We start from the raw sequence: 21,540 nt of genomic DNA, 5'->3' as shown, positions 1-21,540 counted from the left end.
AGCCGGTTCGCTGAGAGCCGGTTCGCCGAGAGCCGGCCTCGTCCGCCACACGCAGCTGCCCGGCGCGGATTCCGCGCCGGGCAGCTACGTTCGGTACCGCCGGGTCAGGCCGCGGTCTGCGGCTGAGTCGTCGGGGTCAACGGCTGCGTCGTCGCCGAGAACTCTCCGGCGCACAGCGCCTTCCAGATGACCCTGCGGCGGGGCTTGCCGCTGGATGTGACAGCGATGCCGCCCCGGGCCACGTCGACTGCCAGGAGTTCCGCGTCGCCCAGCCATTCGGCCAGAACCTCGTGGGCGAGGTCGCGCCAGCCGGGCTGCGCGCCCCCGAAGACGGCCACCCCCGTCGGCACGCCGTCACGGACGCCGAGCAGGACGGCGACGCGGCGCTCGGGAATGCCCCGTTGGTGCAGCAAGGTCTCCAGGCTCTCGGCGAAGACCATCTTCCCGCTCACCTTGAGCCCGTCGCCGAGCCGGCCGATCACGAACAGCTGCCCGTCGCGCAGGAAGCCCGCGTCGCCGGTCGTCAGTCCCGTATCACCGAGGCTGGTACCCGAGGCGGAGCCGGCGTCGCCGACGTATCCGCTCGCGATCGACACCCCGGTGACGATGATCTCGCCGACCTGCCCCTCCGGAAGCACCTCGCCGTCCTCCGACACGATCGTCACCGTCCTGCCCTCCAGCGGACGGCCGCAGCCGACCACCGCCGTTCCGGCGAGGGACGCGGCGTCGCCGGCGTCGGGCGTCTGCGTCGACCAGCCTTCGCCGAGGGGCAGTCCGGTCACCGCGAGGGTCGCCTCCGCACCGCCGTACGCGGGCAGCAGGGCGCCGCGGTCGAGACCGTGCGGTCCCAGCAGCGCGTGGAACTCCTCGAGAACCTGCGGATCGACCCGCTCCGCACCGATGATCACGGCCCGCATCGAGTCGAAGCGCAGCCCCTCCAGCTGGGCCGGCTTGACCCGGCGCAGGATGTACGCCAGGCCGAAGTTGGGCATGCCCGTCATGGCGGCGCCGTGCTCGCTGACGCAGCGCAGATACCTCAGCGGTGAGCGGATGAAGTCGTCCGGCTGCATCATCCACCCGTCGCAGCCGGTGACGACGACGTTGAGCAGATAGCCGACGAGGCCCATGTCGTGGTGGACCGGCAGCCAGCTGATGCCGGGGTACTCCGGCGACCAGTCGATCCAGCGGCGCATCCCGGTGAGGTTGGTCCGCAGGGCGTCGGCGGATATCTGCACCCCGCGCGAGAAGCCGCTGGACCCCGAGGTGAACTGCAGCAGCGCGATCTCCGGCAGGGGCATCGGCCGCTCCAACGGCTCGACGCCCGCGACGAGTTCGTCGAAGACCCCGGGCTCGGTGAGCCCCAGCCCGGCGGTGACCTTGCGGATCCGCTCCAGCGACTCGTCGTCGCAGATGATGTACCGGGGCCGGGCGGTCTCGAACAGCTGGCCCGCATGCTTCTCGTACTCGTCCGCCCGCTGGAAGGCGAACGGCGGGGCGATGGAGCACGGTGTCGCGCCGGCGGCCAGTGCGCCGAAGAACCCGGCGACGAAGCCCGGACTCGAGCGCAGCACCAGGCCCACCACGTCGCCCTGCCCGACGCCGTTCGCCCGCAGCGCGGCGGCGGTCTTCAGCACCAGTTCGCCCAGGTCGCGGTAGGACCAGAAGTCCCAGCCGTCGTCGCGGTTCGCGTAGTACAGGCCACGCTCGGTGGACGCCTCATCCAGCCACTCGAGCAGGCCCCGGTCCGGGATTCCCAACGTCCTTGTCCTCTCCAGGATTTCACGGCACGTCCGGTCCGCCCGGGGGCGCGGTGTCGTGCCCGGATGCTGCGCATCATCGCCGCGCCGCCCCCGCGGCCACCAGGCAAGCGGCCGGTAACTCGCCCCGGTCCGGGCGGCATTCGACCAGCAACGCCGATTGCCGGTCGGTTGCCTGGTGACCGGCTGCGCGGGCGATGCAGCATCGACCGAGATTCGAGCTTCTGGTCCGTCGGAATGCACGAGAGAGCGGTTACGAACCCGATGACTTCACGCGACGCCGAGAATGGCCTGCTTCCGCTGACGGCTGCCCAGCGAGGAGTGTTCTTCGCCCAGCGACTCGACCCCGGCAACCCGGCGTACAACACCGTGGTCGTCAGGGAGATCTGGGGGCCGGTGGACGGGGAACTGCTGGCGCGCGCGATCCGGCAGGCCGAGGGCGAGAGCGGAAGCTTCGACGTCGAACTGGTGGAGCGGCCGGACGGCCCCTGCCAGCGGCCGGTCGCGCCGGGCTGCTCGACGTGGCGTGAGGTCGACTTCAGCGGCGAGGACGACCCCTTGGCCGTGGCCCGGGAGTTGATGGAGCGCGACCGCGCGACCGCGCTCGATCTGCTGACGGACGCGCTGTCCGCGCACGTGCTCATGCGCGTCGGCGTCGACCACTACCTCTGGTACCAGCGAAGCCACCACATCCTGTCCGACGGCTTCGGCTCGGTGCTGCACACCCGCAGGATCGTCGCGGTCTACGAGGCGCTCGCCGCGGGGGCAGAGCCGACGGGCGAGCCGCTGGGCCGGCTCCAGGCGCTGCTGGAGGACGAGGCGGCCTACCGGGCGTCGGAGGAGTACACCGCGGACAAGGCCTATTGGACCCAGGCCTTCGCCGACCGGTCCGAGACCGTCAGCCTGGCGCCGGGGGTGCCGACGGGCGCAGCGGGGATAGCGATCGCCGCGACCACGGAGCTCGCGGAGACCGAGGCGCAGGCGCTGCGCACCGCGGGGCGGGACGCCCGCACCCCGTGGACGGTCGCGATGCTGGCGGCGGTCGCCGCCTACCTGCACGGCATGACAGGGGCCGGCGACCTGACCATCGGTGTCCCGGTCACCGCACGGCTCGGCGCGCAGTCCCACAACGTGCCCGGCATGCTGTCCAACACGCTCCCGCTGCGGCTCACCGTCGATCCGGCGGCGGGCCGCACACAGCTGGTCCGGCATGTCGCGCAGCGGCTCGGCGAACTCCTCACGCACCAGCGCCACCCGTACGACGAGCTCCGGCGCGACCTGCGACTCCTCGGCGCGAACGAGCAGCTGTTCGGCGTGCTCGTCAACATCATGCCGTCCGGCGCAGAGGCCGGGTTCGCCGGACACGACGCGGTCCAGACGGCGCTGTCGGGCGGACCGGTGTCCGATCTCAACATCACCTGCCATCCCCTCCCGCACGGTCGGGGACTGCGGGTCGAGTTCGAGGCCAACCCCGACCGCTACACCGCCGACGACCTGGCCGCGCACCAGAGCCGGTTCACTGATTTCCTCACCAGGTTCCTGGCCGCCCCCTCCGACCTGCCGATCGCCCGGCTGGATGTCCTGACGGCCGCGGAACGCACCGAGGTGCTCGCCGCAGGCCAGGCCCCCGGACCGACGCGGCCAATCGCTGCGCAAACCTTCCCGGAGCTCTTCGAGGAGCAGGTCCGCCGGACACCGCACGCCTGCGCGGTGCGCTCCGCCGACGACTCGGCCGACGGCTCGGTCGACGGCTCGGTCGACTACGCGGAGCTCAACGCCCGCGCCAACCGCCTGGCCAGGGCCCTGGTCGAGCGGGGCGCCGAACCCGAGCGCCTGGTGGCCGTCGCCCTGCCGCGCGGTACCGCCGCGCTGACGGCCGTGCTCGCGGTGATGAAGTCGGGTGCGGCCTATCTCCCGGTCGACCTCGACTACCCGCGGGCGCGGGTCACCGCCATGCTCGACGACGCCGCGCCGCTGATCCTGCTGACGACGCGCGCGGCCGACGACGGGACGCTGGCCGCGGGAGTGCCGCGGCTGTACCTGGACGACGCGGACGGCTCCGCCGGCTTCCCCGCGGCGGGGCTGCCCGGCACCGACCTCGACGACCGCGACCGGCGGGCGCCACTGCTGCCCGGGCACCCGGCGTATGTCATCTACACCTCCGGCTCGACCGGCCGCCCCAAGGGCGTCGTCGTCCCGCACTCGGGCCTGGCCGCTCTGGTACGTCAGCAGACCGCCGCTCTTCGAGTGACGCCGGACACCAGCGTGCTGCAGTTCGCGTCGCCGAGCTTCGACGCGTCGGTATGGGAGTTGTGCACCGCCCTGCTCACCGGCGCCACCGCGGTCGTCGCACCGGCCGAACGGCTCACCCCCGGCCCGCAGCTGGCGGACCTCGTAGACGAGCTCGGCGTCAACTGTCTGCTGCTCGCGCCCTCCGCGCTCGGGGCCATGCCGCCGGGAGGACTGCCCGAGGGCGTCACCCTGGTCGTCGGCGCCGAGGCCTGCTCGCCGGATCTGGTCGCGCGCTGGTCTCCGGGCAGGCGCATGATCAACGCCTACGGCCCCACTGAGTCGACGGTCATCGCCACCATGAGCGAGCCGCTGTCCGGCCGGGTCGTCCCGGCCATGGGGCGCCCGGTCCTCGGCACTCGCGTCCGACTGCTCGACGACGCGCTGCGGCCGGTGCCGCCAGGTGTCGAGGGCGAGGTGTACCTGAGCGGCGACGGGCTCGCCCGCGGCTACCTCGGCCGTCCCGGGCTCACCGCGGAACGGTTCGTCGCCGACCCCTACGGCGCGCCCGGCGCGCGGATGTACCGGGCGGGCGACGTCGCCCGGTGGACCGAGGACGGCGAGCTGATCTACCTGGGTCGCGCCGACCGCCAGGTCAAGGTGCGGGGCTTCAGGATCGAGCCGGGCGAGATCGAGAGCGTCCTCGCGCAGGCCCCCGGCGTCGGCCGGGTCGCCGTGATCGTCCGCGAGGACCGGCCGGGCGTAAGGCAGTTGGTCGCGTACGTCGTCCCTGCCGCGGGGGTTGGGCCCGACGCCGCAGCTGACCGGCCCGACGCCGACGGCGCCGCAGCCGACGGGTCCGATGCCGGCCTGCCGGACGCCGGCGCGCTGCGTGCCCTGGTCGCGCGGCGGCTGCCGGAGTACATGGTCCCGGCCGCCGTGGTGGTCCTGCCCGAGCTGCCGCTGATGCCGAGCGGCAAGCTCGACCAGAGTGCGCTGCCCGCCCCGGTGTACACCGGGTCGGCCGAGAGCCGCGCCCCCCGCGACGAGCGGGAGACGAAGCTCTGTGAGCTGTTCGGGGAGCTCCTCGGTGCGACCGGCGTGGGCATCGACGACAACTTCTTCGACCTGGGCGGCGATTCGATCGTCGCGATCCAGTTCGCCTCCCGGGCCGCCCGGGCCGGCGTCCCGCTGACCCCCCAGGCGGTGTTCGCCCACAAGACGGTGGCCGCGCTGTGCGCGTACGCCGACGAGCTGCCCGCCGAACCGGACGCCGAAGAACCGGACGACATCGCAGTGGAGCTGGTGTCCCTCCCGGCGGCGGAATGGGCGAGGCTCGAGCAGGCCTGGGAGCACCGGGGACCGGACGGCTCGGACGGCCTGGAGGATGTGCTGCCCCTCGCCCCCCTCCAGCAGGGGATGCTCTTCCACGCCCAGTTCGCCGACGGGGCCGGGGCCGACGCCTACAACGTGCAGAAGGTCTTCGGTCTCTCCGGCCCCCTCTTGGCCGACGTGATGCGCGAGGCATGCCAGGCTCTGGTCCGCAGGCACTCCGCGCTCCGGGCCGCCTTCGTCCAGAGCGACGCGGGCGAACCCCTCCAGCTCGTCGCCAGGCACGCCGAGGTCCCCGTACACGAACGCGACCTGCGGGGCCTTGCGCCCGATGAGCAGAGCGCGCGCCTCGCGGAACTGCTCGCGCAGGACAAGCGGACCCGCTTCGACATGGCAGCGCCGCCGCTGCTGCGCTTCACCCTGGTACGCCTCGAGGACGAGCGGCACCTCATCGTCCTGTCGAGCCATCACATCCTGTTCGACGGCTGGTCGGTGCCGCTGCTGCTGCGCGATCTGCTCGCGCTGTACCACCGCGGCGACGACGTCGCGCTGCCCGCCCCCGTTCCGTTCCGCTCCTATCTCGCCTGGGCCGCGGGCCGTGACCGGGCCGAGGCCGAGCAGGCCTGGGGCAAGGCGCTCAAGGGCCTGGACGGCCCGACCCTGGTGGCGCCCGCGCGCCCCGGCACCGACGGTGCGCTGCCCCGGCTGCTGGTCACGGAGCTGTCCGCGGAGCTGACCGCCTCGCTGGAGCGGACCGCCCGCGCCCGCGGCCTCACCCTCAACACCGTCGTCCAGGGCGCCTGGGCGCTGATGCTCGGCACGCTCACCGGCCGGCGCGACGTCGTCTTCGGCAGTACGGTCTCCGGCCGCCCGCCCCGGCTCGCGGGAGTGGACGAAATCGTCGGACTGCTCATGAACACCGTTCCGGTCCGGGTCCGCGTCACGCCCCACGAGCCGCTGGCCGAGCTGCTGGCCCGGGTGCAGGACGAGCAGGTGGCGCTCGCCGACCACCACCACCTCAGCCTGTCGGAACTGCACCGTCTGACCGGGCACACCGAAATCTTCGACACCGCCGTCGTCTTCGGGAACGCACCGATCGACCGCGCGGAGATCGGCCGCCAGGCGAACGGCCTGCACATCACCGTCGAGGAGTCCGACCCCACCGGCGCCACGCACTACCCACTCAGCCTCACCGCGGTGCCGGGTGAGCGGCTGCGCCTCGAACTGACCTACCGCGGCGACCTGCTCGGCGAGGACGAGGCCGAGGGCTGCACCGTCCGCCTCCGGCTCGCCCTCGAAACCTTCGCCGCCCGACCGGACCTTCCGGTCGGCCGGATGCCGCTGCTCACCGAAGCCGAGCGGCAGACCCTGGTGCGCGACGTCAACGACACCGCGCGCCGCTACCCGCCCACCACCCTGCCCGCCCTCTTCGCGGAGCAGGTACGGCGCAGCCCGGACGCCGTCGCGGTGGTCTGCGAAGGCGAGCAGATCAGCTACGCGGAACTGGACGCCCGCGCCGCCCGCCTGGCCGCCGTGCTCACCGCCAAGGGCGCGGGCCCCGGGAAGGTAGTCGCCGTCTCGCTGCGCCGCTCCGTCGAGCTCGTCGTCGCCCTGCACGCGATCCACAAGGCCGGCGCCGCCTATCTGCCCCTCGACCCGGCCTACCCGGCGGAGCGGGTGCGGCACATGCTCGACGAGGCCCGGCCGGTGTTCGTCATCGACGACGGGTTCCTGGCGTCGCCGGCCCCGGCGGCCGAGGCCGTCGAACCGACGCCGACGCGGCTGCTGCCCGAGCACCCCGCGTACGTGGTGTACACCTCGGGCTCGACGGGGCGGCCGAAGGGCATCGTCGTCACCCATGCCGGTATCGCCAACTACCTGGCCGGTATGCAGGAGCGGCATCCGCTCGCCCCCGGCGACCGGGTGCTGCAGCGCACTTCCCTCAGCTTCGACCCGTCGGTGTGGGAGATCTTCTGGCCACTGCTGCACGGCGCCGCCGTGATCGTCGCGCGGCCCGACGGCGAGGACGCCCCCGGCTATCTGCCCGCGCTGATCCGCGACGAGCGGGTCACGGTCGCCCAGTTCGTGCCGTCGACCCTGGAGGTGTTCCTGCGGGAGCCGGGCAGCGACCTGTGCGACAGCCTCAAGCGGGTGTTCGTCGGCGGCGAGCAGCTGACCGGGGCCCTGGCCGACCGCTTCCACGACATCGTCGGCGCGGAACTGCACAACCAGTACGGGCCCACCGAGGTGTCCGTCTACACCACCACCGGCCGTGCACACCCGGGCGAGAACGCCGGCGCCGTGCCGGTCGGGACCCCCCTGGCCAACCTGCGGGTGTACGTGCTCGACGGTTTCCTGCGGCCGGTCCCGGCCGGGGTGGTGGGGGAGCTGTACATCGCGGGTGACGGGGTCACCCGCGGTTACCTGGGCCGCCCGGGCCTGACCGGGGAACGGTTCGTGGCCGACGTGTCCGGTGCTCCGGGCGCCCGCATGTACCGCACCGGTGACCTGGGTCGCCGCCGCCCGGACGGTGTCGTGGAGTACAGCGGACGGTCGGACTTCCAGGTGAAGGTACGGGGATTCCGTATCGAGCTCGGGGAGATCGAGGCGGTGCTGGCGGCGGACGCCTCGGTGGACCAGGCAGTGGTGACGGTGCCCGCCGATGACGCGGGCGCGCAGCGGATCGTGGGCTACGTACGCCCGTCAGCCGGAGGCCGCGTGGATCCGGAAGCCCTGCGGGACCGGGTGGCCAGGGAACTGCCGGAGTACATGGTGCCCGCGCAGGTGATCGTGGTGGACGCCTTCGCGCTGACCCCCAACGGGAAAGTCGACCGACGGGCGCTGCCGGCCCCCTTCTTCCGTGCCACGGAGGCCTACCGGGCCCCCGGTTCGGAGCGCGAGCGGGTACTGCACGAGGTGTTCGCCGAGGTCCTGGGGCGGGAGCAGATCGGCGTCGACGACAGCTTCTTCGACCTGGGCGGCGACTCGATCGTCTCCATGCGGCTGGCGGCCCGGGCCCATCGGGCCGGCCTCGTGCTCAGCGCCAAGGACATCTTCGTCCACAAGACCATCGCCCGACTCGCCCTGGTGGCCCAGGACATCGACCCGGAAGCGAACACCCCTCGCACCGGGAGCCTGGTGCGGATCGACGCGGAAGAACTCGACGAGCTCGAAGCCCAGTGGGAGATATCGCTGTGAAACAGACATCCCTGGAAGCGGTCCTGCCGCTCTCGCCGCTGCAGCAGGGCATCCTCTTCCACGCCCTCTTCGACGGCGGCGGCGTCGATGGCGACGACGTCGACTTCTACAACGTACAGACGCCCCTCGAGCTCGTCGGGGACCTCGAGACCGAGGTGCTGCGCGGCTCCTGCGACGCCCTGCTGGCCCGCCAGGCGAGTCTGCGAGCCGGGTTCCTGCGGCGCCGCTCGGGCGAGGCCGTCCAGGCCGTCGCCCGGGCGGTCGAAGCGCCGTGGGAGGAGATCGACCTGTCCGGCTTCGGCCCGGACGAGCGCCGGGTGCGCCTTGCCCGGCTGCTGACCGAGGACCGCTCCCGGCGCTTCGACATGGCGAAGCCGCCGCTGCTGCGGTTCACGCTGGTGCGGCTCGCACCCGACCGGCACGTCCTGGTGCTCACCAACCACCACATCCTGCTGGACGGCTGGTCGCTGCCGCTGGTCCTCAGCGACCTGTTCCGGATCTACCGGGACGGCGGCACGACAGAGCACCTGGAACCGGCCGCGCCGTTCACGGAATATCTCGGCTGGCTCTCGGACCAGGACCGCGGCGAGGCCGAACGGGCCTGGCGGGCCGCGCTGTCGGGGGTCGACGGCGCGACGCTGGTGGCGAACGGAGCGGGCACCGGCGCGTCCGACCGCGGCCAGCAGCGCGTCGTCATGGAGCTGCCCGAGACCGCCACGGCGCGGATCACCGCCGCCGCCCGTGCCCGCGAGCTCACCACCAACACCATCGTCCAGGGCGCGTGGGCGCTGCTGCTGACGGTGCTGACCGGACGGCACGACGTCGTCTTCGGCAACACCGTCGCGGGCCGCCCGCCGGAGCTCCCGGGCAGCGACCGCATGGTCGGCCTGATGATCAACACCGTGCCCGCCCGGGTCCGGGTCGACCCGGCCGAGCCGGTGGCGGACCTGCTGGCACGCATCCAGCACGAGCAGACGGCCCTGATCGGCCACCAGTACCTCGGTCTCGCGGACGTCCACCGTGCCGTGGGCGTCAGCGAACTCTTCGACACCACACTCGCCTTCGAGAACTTTCCCGTCGAGCAGGCCGTCCAGCAGTCCTCGGTCGCCGGACTGGACATCAGCCTGCTGAGGGACGCCGTAGAGGACACGCCCGAGGGCACCCATTACCCGCTGAGCCTCGCCGTCTACCCCGGCGAACGGCTCCGCCTCGAACTCAACTACCGCGAGGACGTCTATACCGGCGAGGCGGCATCCGAAGTCCTTCAGCGGCTGGGCGTCCTGCTGGAAGACATCGCCGCCCGGCCCGAACTGCCGTCGGGACAGCTGCCGTTGCGATCCCCGGCTCAGCAACGCGACATCCTGCGGGCGTCGAGCGGCCCCAGTGCCCAGCACCCGTCCCGGACCCTGCCCGAGTTGTTCGAGGCGCAGGTCCGCGCGACACCGGACGCGGTCGCCGTCGTCGACGGCGCGAGAAGTCTGACCTTCGAGCGGCTCAACGCCGACGCCAACCGGCTCGCCCGGCTGCTCGCCGCCCACGGCGCGGGCCCCGGCCGTCTCGTCGGCGTCGCCCTGCCCCGTACCACCGACGCGGTGACGGCGATCCTGGCGGTCCTCAAGTCGGGCGCCGGATACCTGCCGATCGACACCGGGCATCCCGCGGAGCGGATCGCTGCGATCTGCGCGGAGGCGGGACCGGCCCTCGTCCTGGCCGCCGCCGCGACCGCGCACGCCATGCCCGAGGGGGTGCCGGCGCTGCTGCTCGACGAGGCCGTACTGCCCGAGGAGGCGACGGACCTTGACGACGACGACCGTCTGGGCGCGCTGCTTCCGGGCCACTTGGCCTACGTGATCTACACCTCGGGCTCCACCGGCCGTCCCAAGGGCGTCGCCGTCGAGCATCGCAACCTCGCCAACATGTTCCACAGCCACCGGGAGAACTTCTTCGATCCGGAGCGGGCGAAGGCGGGCGGCAGGCCGCTGCGCGCCGCACTCACCAACTCGCTCGGCTTCGACGCCTCCTGGAGCCAGCTGCTGTGGATGGTGGCCGGGCACGAACTGCACATGGTCGACGACACCGTCCGCAAGGACTCTCTGGCACTCGTGGAGTACGCGCTGGGCGCGGCGGTCGACGTCCTCGACACCACGCCGTCCGTCGCCCGGCAGATGCTGGCGGCAGGCATGTTCGACGCGGCGGGGGAGCGGCACCGGGTGGGCACCCTCGCACTCGGCGGCGAGGAGGTCGGCGACGACCTGTGGACCGAACTGCGGGGCATACCCGGCCTGTCGGTGTACAACCTCTACGGCCCCGCCGAGTGCACGATCGACGCGATGCTCTGCCACGGCGACGGTTCCGCCGGGCCCGCGATCGGCACTCCCGCCGACAACACCCGGGTGTATGTGCTCGACGGTTTCCTGCGGCCGGTGCCGGCCGGGGTGGTGGGGGAGCTGTACATCGCGGGTGACGGGGTCGCTCGCGGATACCTGGGGCGCCCCGGGCTCACGGCGGAACGGTTCGTGGCCGATGTGTTCGGTCCGGCGGGCGCCCGGATGTACCGCACGGGTGATCTGGGTCGCCGCCGCCCGGACGGTGTCGTGGAGTACTGCGGGCGCTCGGACTTCCAGGTGAAGGTACGGGGATTCCGTATCGAACTGGGCGAGATCGAGGCCGCCCTGGCGGCGGACCCCTCGGTGGGCCAGGCGGTGGTGGCGGTCTCCGCCGACGGTGCGGGCGTGCAGCGCATCGTGGGCTATGTACGTCCCTCCGCCGGCGCTCAGGTGGATCCGGAGGCCCTGCGGGAGAGCGTGGCCCGGGTGCTGCCGGAGTACATGGTGCCGGCGCTGGTGATGGCGGTGGACGCCTTCGCGCTCACCCCGAACGGCAAGGTGGACCGGCGGGCGCTGCCGGCTCCCTCGTTCCGCGCCGCGGGGGTCTACCGGGCCCCCGGCTCGGAGCGGGAGCGGATGCTGCACGAGGTGTTCGCCGAGGTCCTGGGGCGGGAGCAGGTCGGCGTCGACGACAGCTTCTTCGACCTGGGCGGCGACTCGATCGTCTCCATGCAGTTGGCCGCCCGGGCCCATCGGGCCGGGCTGGCACTGACCGCCAAGGACATCTTCGTCCACAAGACCATCGCCCGACTGGCCGTGGTGGCCCAGGACATCGACCCGCTGGACAACGGCCCGCAGGGTCCGGGCGGAGCTGTCTCGCCCGTCGCGGGGCCGCTGATCTCCCTCAGCGACGCCGAGCGGGCGGAACTCGCCGCCGCAGACGGACACCGGGTCGCGGACGTGCTGCCGCTGACACCGCTGCAACAGGGCATGCACTTCCACGCGATGCTCTCCGCCGACGGCGTCGACGTCTACACCACCCAGCGGCCCCTGCGGCTGTCGGGAACGCTCTCACCCGCCGTGCTGCGCAAGGCCTTCGACGGACTCCTCGCACGCCACACCGCGCTCCGCGCCTCCTTCGCGCTGCTGAGCTCGGGCCGTTCGGTCCAGGTCGTGCAGGACGTGCGCGTGCCGTGGCAGGAGATCGACCTCTCCGAACTGGACGAGGACGAACGCCGGGTACGCCTCGCGGAGTTGATGGACGAGGACCGTGTCCGGCGCTTCGACCTCGCGAAGCCGCCGCTGCTGCGGGTCGCCCTGGTCCGCCTCGCACCCGACGACCATCTGCTGCTTGTGACGCACCATCACATGCTGCTGGACGGCTGGTCGCTGCCGTTGGTCTTCCGCGACCTGTTCACCCTCTACGCCCGAGGCGGCGCGGACGGCGGCCGTCCGCCGGCGCCGTTCGCCGACTTCCTCGGCTGGCTCGGCAGCCAGGACGAGGAGCGGGCGGCGAAGGCGTGGGGCGAGGCGCTGACCGGCCTCGATGAACCGACGCTGGTCGCGCCGGAAGCCGACGCAGCCGCCGCGACCGTGCCGGACCTGGTCACGAAGATCCTCGACGCCGAAGAGACCGCGGCGCTCTCCGCCGCGGCACGCGGCGCGGGCCTGACGCTCAACACCCTGGTCCAGGGCGCCTGGGCGGTGGCGCTGGGCCAGCTGCTGGGCCGCGACGACATCGTCTTCGGCGCGACGACCGCCGGGCGTCCGCCGGAGCTGCCGGGCGCAGAGGAGATCGTCGGCCTGCTCATGAACACCGTCGCGGTCCGGGTACGGCTCGACCCGGCGCAGCCGCTTCGCCGCGTCCTGACCGACCTGCAGTCCGAGCAGGCCGGGCTGCGCCCGTACCACCACGTGGGTCTCACCGAGGTACAGCGGACCGTGGGGCTGGGTGAACTCTTCGACACCGTCGTGGGGTTCGAGAACACCCCCGTCGACGGGGACGCCGTCCAGGAGCAGGTCCCGGGACTGCGGATCTCCGTCGACGACGAGCCCGCGCCCGGCGCCTCCCACTACCCGTTCAGCCTGGTCGTGGTGCCCGGTGAGCGGCTGAGTCTCGAACTCAGCTACCGCGCCGACCTCTTCACCGCCGAGGCGTCCGGCGCGCTGCTTGCCCGGGTGCGCAAGGTCCTCGACTGCTTCGTCCACGACCCGGCGGCGCCCCTCGGCCGGATCGACCTGCTCACGCCCGGGGAGCGCGCGCAGCTGCTCGAAGCCGCCGACGGCAGGGCCCGTGAGCTGCCGCGGACGACCTTCCCCGTGCTCTTCGAGGAGCAGGTACGGGCACGGCCCGACGCCGTCGCGGTGTACGAGGGCCCGCTGGCGGTCCGTTACGGCGACCTCAACGCGCAGGCCAACCGGCTCGCCCGGGCGCTGGTGGCCCTGGGCATCGGCCCGGAGAGCTTCGTCGCGGTCGCGATGCCGAAGTCGGCCCGGTCCGTACTCGCTGTCCTGGCCGTCCTCAAGACCGGCGCCGCCTATCTGCCGCTGGACATCGGGTACCCGATGGACCGGCTCCGCTATGTCATCGGCGACGCGCGGCCCGACCTCGTCCTCACCACCGGTGGGGCGGCGGAACTGATGGTCGAGGCCGGTGCCGGGGAGACGCTGTGCCTGGACGGGCCCGGGCCGGCCGTCAGTGACGGGGCCCAACTCCTCGGCGAGGTCGCGGGGTTGACCGCGGGCCTGTCCGACGCGGACCTGACCGACGACGACCGGGTGGCGCCGCTGCGGCCCGAGTCCGCCGCGTACCTGATCTACACCTCCGGGTCGACCGGCCGTCCCAAGGGCGTGCTGGTGCCCCACCTCGGCATCGCGGCCCTGATCGCTCAGCAGCGCGACGGGCTCGCCCTCCGCGCGGACGAGCGGGTGCTGCTGTTCGCCTCGCCGAGTTTCGACGCCTCGGTGTGGGAACTGGCCACCGCCCTGCTGACCGGGGCGAGCGCGGTCACCGCGACCGCTGACGAACTGCTGCCGGGGCCTGCCCTGGCGGCGACGGTGGCGCGGCACGGCGTGACCGCGCTGCTGCTTCCGCCTTCCTCGCTCGCCGTGATGCCCGAAGGCGGTCTGCCGGCCGACGTCACCCTCGTCGTGGGCGCGGAGGCGTGCCCGCCCGATCTGGTCGAACGCTGGTCGGTCGGGCGTCGCATGGTCAACGCCTACGGCCCGACCGAGGCGACCGTCATGGCGACGATGAGCCGTCCGCTGTCGGGCCGGGTCAGTCCGCCGATGGGCGATCCGGTCGTGGGCGCCCGCGTGTATCTGCTGGACGGCGCGCTGCGGCCGGTACCGGCAGGGGTGCCCGGCGAGCTGTACCTGGCCGGCGACGGCCTCGCCCGCGGCTACCTCCGCCGGGCGGGGCTCACCGCGGAACGCTTCGTGGCCGACCCGTTCGGCCCGGCGGGCGCGCGGATGTACCGCTCGGGCGACGTGGCGCGCCGCACGCCGCACGGGACCCTCGAGTACCTGGGCCGGGCCGACCAGCAGGTCAAGGTGCGCGGCTTCCGGATCGAGCCGGGCGAGATCGAGGCGGTGCTGGCTGATGACCCCTCGGTCGCGCAGACGGCCGTGGTCGTCCGGGAGGACCGGCCAGGCCGGCGGCGGCTGGTGGGGTACGTGGCCCCGGCGGCGGGCGCCCGGCCTGACCCGGCGGCGCTGCGCGACCGGGCCGCCGCCGCCCTGCCCGAGTACATGGTGCCCGCGGCCGTCGTCGTACTCGACCGGCTGCCCGTGACGCCGAGCGGCAAGCTCGACCGGGCCGCCCTGCCCGCACCGGACTTCTCCGGTACCGGCGGCAGCCGGGCACCGCGTAACGCGCGTGAGGAGCAGTTGTGCGCGCTGTTCGCGAAGGCCCTCGAAGCGGACCGGGTCGGCATCGACGACAGCTTCTTCGACCTGGGCGGCGACTCGATCGTCTCGATCAAGTTCGTCACTCTGGCGCGCGCGGACGGTCTGGACATCGCCCCGCGCGACGTGTTCACCCACAAGACCGTGGCGGCGCTCGCCGCCGCGGTGAAGGAACTCGACCCGGACCCGGACGCCGACGCGGCCGGTCCCGAGGAGCCGTTGATCACCTTGGACCAGGACGAGCTCGACGAGTTCGCCGCGGACTGGCAGGAGCCGGCCTAGCTCCTGGACCACCGCACCGACAGCGCACGACCACCGACACCGCACGACCACCGACAGCGCACGACCACCGACACCGCACGACCATCGCACGACCACTGGACCAGTACGGCCGGGACCCTGCTCGGCCGGTCCAGTGCGGCACCACCACGCGGCCGGCAGCACAGCGCGGACCGCACAGGACCGGACGACGGACGACCCGAGCGGTCACGAACTGGTGAGGACTACCGACATGACAACGTATTTCCCGACTGTTGACGCGCCCCGCCCCGACGCGACCGACCAGATCTCATCCGACCAGATCTCGTCCGACCGGAATTCCGGCAGTCTCGACGCCCCCCTCGAATACCACCTCGACGCCGGGGAGATCGCCGAGCTGCGGGCCGCCGCGTCGCAGCTCGGGGACGCCCACGGGGCGCCCGACCTGCCGGGCTTCTACGACCGGGCCCAGGCGGCCGAGGAGCTGCTGCCCGCGGGGCTGCGCAACTTACTCCTCTCCTACCGCCGTACCGAGCGGGCCGCCGCGTGCCTGGTGCACGGCTTCCCGGTGGACGACGCGCTGCTCGGCCCCACGCCGGAGCACTGGCGCGAGGCCATCCAGAGCAAGGCGGCCAGGGACCAGGAGCTGTGGCTGGCGCTGTGCGGGATGGTGCTGGGCGACCCGTTCGGCTGGGTGACCCTCCAGGAGGGCCGCATCATCCAGAACATCCTGCCGATCCGCGGCGACGAGGAGCGGCAGAGCGGCTACGGGAGTGAGAGCCTGCTGGAGTTCCACACCGAGGACGGCTTCCACCCCAACCGCTGCGACTACCTGCTGCTGCTCGGGCTGCGCAACCCCGACCGGGTGCCGACCATCGTCGCGTCCGTCCGCGACATCCGGCTGAGCGACGACGACCGCGCGGTGCTCGCAGAGGACCGCTTCAACATCATGCCGGACACCGAGCACATACGGCAGCTGGAGACGCAGGCCCCCGGCCACCCCGCGCTGGTGAAGCTGTACGAGATGCAGCGCAGGCCCGCGCCGACCGCCGTCCTGTTCGGCGACCGGCTCAACCCGTATCTGCGCATCGACCGGCCCTTCATGGACGTCCTCCCCGGCGACGCCGAGGCCGAGGGGGCACTCGACCGGCTCATGGCCGAGCTGCAGCGCGTACAGCAGGACATCGCGGTGGGCCCCGGCTCGCTGCTGCTCGTGGACAACTACCGGGCGGTGCACGGCCGTCGGCCGTTCACCGCCCGGTACGACGGGACCGACCGCTGGCTCAAGAAGCTCACCGTGAGCCGCAATCTGCGCCGAAACTTCAGCGGTTACGCCCTCGACAGTCACCGCGTCATCGTCTGAGCCCGTTCCTGTTCGTCTGCGTTCATCAGCATTCGACTCCGTTCGTCCCCGCAGCGCCCCCCCCAGCGCCCCGAGGAAAGGCAGCAGTAACCCATGCGCACAGTCATCGTGTCCGGCGCGTCCAGCGGCATCGGGCTCGCCACCGCCGAGCGGTTCGCCCGCTGTGGCGACTACGTGGTCAACCTCGACGTGCAGCCACCCGCGCCGGACACGGTGGACGGCCCCCGCGAGGGCGGCGGCCGGATCCGCTGGGCCAAGCTGGACGTCGCCGACTGGTCGGCCGTCCGCGACGCCGTCGACCAGGTGCACGCCGAGCGCGGCCGCATCGACGTCGTCATCGCCAACGCCGGCATCAGCGTCCGGCACGGCATCCTCGACCTCACAGAGGCCGACGCCCGGCGCACCCTGGACGTCAACCTGATGGGCGTCCTCGCCCTGTGGCGGCACGCCACTCCACACATGCTGCGCCAGGGCGAGGGCGTGCTGCTCGCGACGGCGTCAGTCAACGGCTCCCGCGGCTACCCGCTCTACGCGGACTACAACGCCAGCAAGGCGGGCGTGGCCTCGCTCTGCCAGACCTTCGCCGTCGAGCTGAGTCCGCTGATCAGGACCGCGTGCGTCGCGCCCGGCGCCGTACTGACACCCATGCAGCGCGCCGAGTACACCGACGCCATGCTCGACGAGGTCAACGAACGCATCCCGGCCCGGCGGCACGCCCTGCCCGAGGAGATCGCGGACGTCTTCCACTTCCTGGCCTCCCCGCAGGCGTCGTTCGTCTCGGGCCAGCAGTTCGTGGTGGACGGCGCGGAGACGGCCGGCGCCACCACCGCGTTCTTCCCCGGCCCCACCGAGCCGGTGCGCTGAGCGCGACGCACTCCCGCCAACCCCACTGCCACACCTGACGAGTTCGAGGAAGCCGACCATGGACACCCGCCCTGTGCTTGCCCCGGGCCCGCTCGACGACGTGGACCTCGCCGATCCGCTGCTGCACGCCAACCACGACCTCGGGCCGCTGTGGCGCCGCCTGCGCACCGAAGCACCGGTGCACTGGCAGCCCGAGACCGCACGCGGCCCCGGGTTCTGGGTGGTGACCGGCTACGCCGACGTCGTCTCGGTGCTCAGCGACAACGAGACCTTCACCTCGGAGCAGGGAAATGTGCTCGACACCCTGCTGGCGGGCGGCGACTCGGCGGCCGGCCGGATGCTGGCCGTCACCGACGGCCGGCCGCACAAGGCGCTGCGCAGTGCCCTGCTGAAGCCGTTCTCGCCGCGGTCCCTCGACGTCGTGATCGAGAGTGTGCGGCGCGGCACCCGGCGGCTGGTGGAGGAGGCGGTGGAGCGGGGCACGGTGGACTTCGCCGCCGACGTCGCCGAGCACATCCCGCTCGCCGCGATCTGCGACCTGCTCGGCGTGCCGGTCTCCGACCGGCAGCACATCATCGACCTCACCTCGTCCGCGCTGTCCTCGGCGGACGGCGTCCCCACCGAGGAGGCAACCTGGTCGTCACGGAACGGCCTGCTGCTCTACTTCTCGGAGCTGGCCGCCTCGCGCCGCGAGAAGCCGTACGACGACGTGGTCAGCCTCCTGGTGTCCAAGGAGATCGACGGCCGGCCGCTGACGCACGAGGAGATCGTCTTCAACTGCTACAGCATCATCATGGGCGGTCACGAGACGACTCGCTTCGCCATGATCGGCGGATTGCGGGCGCTGATGGAGCGGCCCGACCAGTGGGAGGCCCTCAAGTCCGGCCGGGTGAGCACGGCTTCGGCGGTCGAGGAGGTGCTGCGCTGGACGACCCCCGCCCTGCACAGCGGGCGGACCGCGACCCAGGACGTCTTCCTCGGTGACCAGTTCGTCGAGGCGGGCGACATCGTCACCACCTGGCTGGCCTCCGCCAATCGCGACGAGCGGGTCTTCGACCGGCCGGACGAATTCGACCTGTCCCGCAGCCCCAACAAGCACGTGTCGTTCGCGCACGGTCCGCACTTCTGCCTCGGCGCGTTCCTGGCCCGCGCCGAGCTGACCGCTCTCGTGGAGAGCCTGAGCGATCTGGTCGCCGTGGCCGAGCAGGCGGGCCCACAGCAGTATGTGTACTCCAACTTCCTGAGCGGTCTGTCAGCCCTGCCGGTCGCCCTCACCGCGGAACGGTCAGCCGGCCGCGCCGATCTCCGCCAGCGAGCCGAGCACGGCTGACAGCGTCTCTTCCGGATGCGTCTGCGGGAAGCCGTGGCCACCGGGCAGCACCCGCAGCCGGTGCGCGGCCGATGTGTACTGCGCCCACGGCGCGACCTGCGCCTCGGTGGCCACCTCGTCCTGCGCGCCTGCGAAGGCGAAGAGCGGACAGCGCACCTTGACCGGCCGCGGGATGCGGTAGGCCTCCGCGAGGGCCATGTCGCTGCGCACCGGACGCAGGAGGTCCCGCAGGAAGTCCGGGAAGTCCAGGAGCTCGGGCGGCAGTCCGCCGCTGCGCCCCAGCCAGGCGATCAGCTCCTCGTCGTCGCCGCCCGCGACTGCCGTCCGGCCGAGCGGCAGATGCGGCGCGCGTGACCCCGAGGCCAGCAGGGCGCTCGGTGGCCGCAGCCCGTACTGCTCGGTCCGGCGCGTCAACTCGTACGCGAGGACCGCACCGAAGCTGTGGCCGAACAGCGCGTACGGCATGGTCAACTCCGAGCGCAGGCCGGTGAGAAGAGCCTCGACCAGCGGTTCCAGCGCGTCCGGCACGGGCTCGCCGATCCGGGAGCCGCGGCCGGGCAGTTCCACCGGCGCCAGCTCGACTCCCTCGGGTACGTACGGCCGCCAGGCGCCGAAGGCTCCGGCGCCCCCTCCGGCGTGCGGCAGGCAGATCAGCCTGATCCGGGGGTGCCCGACGGTGAACCGGGCGCTGACCCAGTCGATTTCTGAAGTGAAGGCATCGGTTGCGCTCATGGCGGCCAGCCTCACCGCTGTCACCGGCCCCGGCCAGGCAGCGCGGCGGCAACTTGAGCGGAAGCACACCGGGTAGCAGCCGAGTTGCCGTGTGCTTGCCGGGCCGGTTGCCTGGGCCCGGTGCGCGGCTCGCCCTAGCGTCGGCGGCATGACTCACACTCCTGCCGCCATCGGCACTGAAGCCGTCTCTCCCGTGGTGAGCGGTTTGGTCCAGCTGATCGCACCTCGCAAGCTCGACCAGGTCGAGCCGGACCACCGCCTCGTCGGCGATCTCGGCTTCCACTCCCTCGTGCTCGCGGAACTCGGCTACAACCTGGAGGAGCTGTACGGCCTTCGGTCGCTGAACCCCGAGGAGGCCATGAAGCTGGAACGCGTCAGCGATGTGATCGAGCTGGTCAGCACCGAACTGGCCGAGGGCAGGGCGGAGCTGCCCGCCGACGACGACGTCGCCGCCGTCTTCGCCCGCTACGGCGTCGACGGTCCCGCGGCATGACCGGCAACGCATTCGACCGTCCGGCCTACGCACTGGCCGCGGACCTGGAGCGGGCGCTCGGCGACCCGGCCGCGGAGACCGGCCCGTTCAGCTACGCCGAGACCGTCGCGCACGAGGAGAACGGCGCCCTGCCGCCGGGCGCGGTGGACCTCATCAAGTCGTGGGGGTTCGCGCAGTACCTGGTGCCGGAGGAGTTCGGCGGCCGACTGCGGAACCTGGAGCAGCTCTTCCTGCTGACCCGTTCGCTGTCCCGCCGCAATCTGACCGTCGCGGTGATGTTCGGCTCGGCGATTCTCGGCGTCAACCCGGTGTGGCTGTGGGGCGACGAGGAGCAGCGCGCGAAGGTCGCGCGGGGCATCCTCGACGGGGATCTCGCGTGCTTCGCGGTGTCCGAGCCGGACCACGGCAGCGATCTGGGGACCAACGAGACGTCGGCCGTGCCGGACGGTGAAGGATTCGTCCTCACCGGCGAGAAGTGGCCGGTCGGCAACGCCACCCGGGGCCGCTTCGTCACCGTCTACGCGGCCGTGGAGGGCGCCGGCTCGTCGCTGCTGCTGCTCGACAAGGAGCAGCTGGACGAGGGGAGTTGGGACAACCACCCCTTCGTACGGACCGTGGGTCTGCGGGGCCACGACCTCAGCGGGATCACCTTCCGGGAGACCAGGGTGCCCGCCGGCGCGCTGCTCGGCCGCCGCGGCGCGGGCCTGGTCGAGATCCTTCAGGTGCTGCAGATCACGCGCACGGCGATCGGCGGGCTGTCCATCGGCACCATGGACTCGGTGCTGCGGATCGCTCTGCGCCATGCGCAGGAGCGGGTGCTGTACGGGCAGGAGATCTACCGGATCCCCGTCATCCGGAGGCACTTGGTGCAGGCATACCTCGACCTGCTGATCGCCGAGTGCACGGCGCTGCCGGTGGCGCGCTCGCTCTCGGTCGCGCCGTCCCGGCTCAGCCTGTGGTCCTCCGTGGTCAAGTACCTCGTGCCGACGCTCGGCGAGGAGGCCGTGCAGGAGGCCGCCCGGGTCCTGGGGGCCCGCAGCTATCTGCGCGAGGGCGTGGCCTCAGGAGCCTTCCAAAAGCTCCAGCGGGACCACGCGATCGCGAGCATCTTCGAGGGAACCACGCACGTCAACCTCCACAGCATCGCCTCGCAGCTGCCCGCCGTGGCCCGGGTGGCCGACCGTCCGGCACCCGGCGGCGACGATGTTCTGCGGCAGCTCTTCGACTGGTCGGAGGAGGCCCCGGTCTGGCACCCCTCGGGAAGGGCGCTGCGGCTGACCAACGCCACCGAGGACGAGATCACCCGGGGCTGGGCCCCGGCCGCGGCCGAGGCCTGCCGGATCGCGGAGCGTGAACTGCCGGCGCCGGAGGCCGCCGCGCTCACCAAGGTCCTCGGAGAGCTGTCCGCGCTCCGGAGGGCCTTCTACACGCGGATCGCCGCCGACTCGCTCGACGCGGCGACGACCGAGGGGCAGGACCTGGCCGCCGAGCACTGCGTCCACCACGCGGCCGCCTCCTGCCTCTACACCTGGCTGTACTCCTTCGCGCAGGAGCGCGCCTCGGCCGGCGGCACCGGCTGGCTGGTGCTCGTACTACAGAGGCTGCTGCAGCGACTGGGGCATGCCGCCGAGCTGGAGGAGAGCAGCCTTCCGTGGCTGGAGGAGCTGATGCTGTCGAGCCTTGACGGCCCGGAGTACTTCTCGCTCCGGGCCGTCAAGGCGGCAGCCGGCGCAGCGGGGAGCTGAGTCCGG

The 21,540-nt window shown here is 72.5% G+C and carries 9 protein-coding genes; 7 read left to right on the top strand and 2 right to left on the bottom strand.

Annotation, left to right across the window (positions count from 1 at the left end; genetic code table 11):
- Positions 1–104: 104 nt before the first annotated feature.
- Positions 105–1,757: an AMP-binding protein gene (locus ACFYWY_RS27970; RefSeq protein ID WP_389190797.1), complete on the bottom strand. Its 1,653-nt coding sequence runs from the start codon at positions 1,755–1,757 to the stop codon at positions 105–107.
- Between the two features lie 264 nt (positions 1,758–2,021).
- Here ACFYWY_RS27970 and ACFYWY_RS27965 point away from each other — a divergent pair, with 264 nt between their 5' ends.
- The 5 genes from ACFYWY_RS27965 to ACFYWY_RS27945 all read left to right on the top strand — a co-directional run bounded on the left by ACFYWY_RS27965 (position 2,022) and on the right by ACFYWY_RS27945 (position 18,564).
- Positions 2,022–8,516 carry an amino acid adenylation domain-containing protein gene (locus tag ACFYWY_RS27965; RefSeq protein WP_389190796.1) on the top strand — a complete coding sequence of 2,165 codons (6,495 nt, stop codon included), beginning with the start codon at positions 2,022–2,024 and terminating at the stop codon, positions 8,514–8,516.
- Positions 8,513–15,031 (top strand): amino acid adenylation domain-containing protein, encoded by a 6,519-nt coding sequence (locus tag ACFYWY_RS27960; protein WP_389190795.1) that lies wholly within the window; start codon positions 8,513–8,515, stop codon positions 15,029–15,031. The genes ACFYWY_RS27965 and ACFYWY_RS27960 overlap by 4 nt, the downstream gene beginning before the upstream one ends.
- Positions 15,032–15,260: 229 nt before the next feature.
- Positions 15,261–16,370 carry a guanitoxin biosynthesis L-enduracididine beta-hydroxylase GntD gene (gene gntD / locus ACFYWY_RS27955; protein ID WP_389190794.1) on the top strand — a complete coding sequence of 370 codons (1,110 nt, stop codon included), beginning with the start codon at positions 15,261–15,263 and terminating at the stop codon, positions 16,368–16,370.
- Positions 16,371–16,463: 93 nt separating this feature from the next.
- Complete coding sequence (locus ACFYWY_RS27950; RefSeq protein ID WP_389190793.1) at positions 16,464–17,234, top strand: SDR family NAD(P)-dependent oxidoreductase; 771 nt, start codon at positions 16,464–16,466, stop codon at positions 17,232–17,234.
- Between the two features lie 58 nt (positions 17,235–17,292).
- Entirely contained in the window at positions 17,293–18,564 is a 1,272-nt protein-coding gene (locus tag ACFYWY_RS27945) for a cytochrome P450 (RefSeq protein ID WP_389190792.1), read from the top strand.
- Here the strand turns inward: ACFYWY_RS27945 and ACFYWY_RS27940 are convergent.
- A complete protein-coding gene (locus ACFYWY_RS27940; protein WP_389190791.1) occupies positions 18,520–19,296 on the bottom strand; it encodes a thioesterase II family protein in 777 nt (258 codons plus the stop codon). The two genes, ACFYWY_RS27945 and ACFYWY_RS27940, sit on opposite strands and share 45 nt — an antisense overlap.
- A gap of 148 nt (positions 19,297–19,444) precedes the next feature.
- Here ACFYWY_RS27940 and ACFYWY_RS27935 point away from each other — a divergent pair, with 148 nt between their 5' ends.
- Together ACFYWY_RS27935 and ACFYWY_RS27930 are read left to right on the top strand one after the other, a co-directional pair.
- On the top strand, positions 19,445–19,789 hold the full coding sequence (locus ACFYWY_RS27935) for an acyl carrier protein (RefSeq protein ID WP_389190790.1): 345 nt from the start codon (positions 19,445–19,447) through the stop codon (positions 19,787–19,789).
- Positions 19,786–21,534, top strand: a complete 1,749-nt coding sequence (locus ACFYWY_RS27930) for an acyl-CoA dehydrogenase family protein (RefSeq protein ID WP_389190789.1) — start codon at positions 19,786–19,788, stop codon at positions 21,532–21,534. Before ACFYWY_RS27935 ends, ACFYWY_RS27930 begins: the two co-directional genes overlap by 4 nt.
- Positions 21,535–21,540 lie beyond the last annotated feature (6 nt).

Origin of the sequence: Streptomyces sp. NPDC002870 (assembly GCF_042888505.1) — a bacterium.
In the GTDB taxonomy this organism is placed as follows: Bacteria; Actinomycetota; Actinomycetes; order Streptomycetales; family Streptomycetaceae; genus Streptomyces.
Note: the sequence above shows the minus strand (reverse complement) of the source record. Positions and strands in the feature narration are given on the sequence as shown.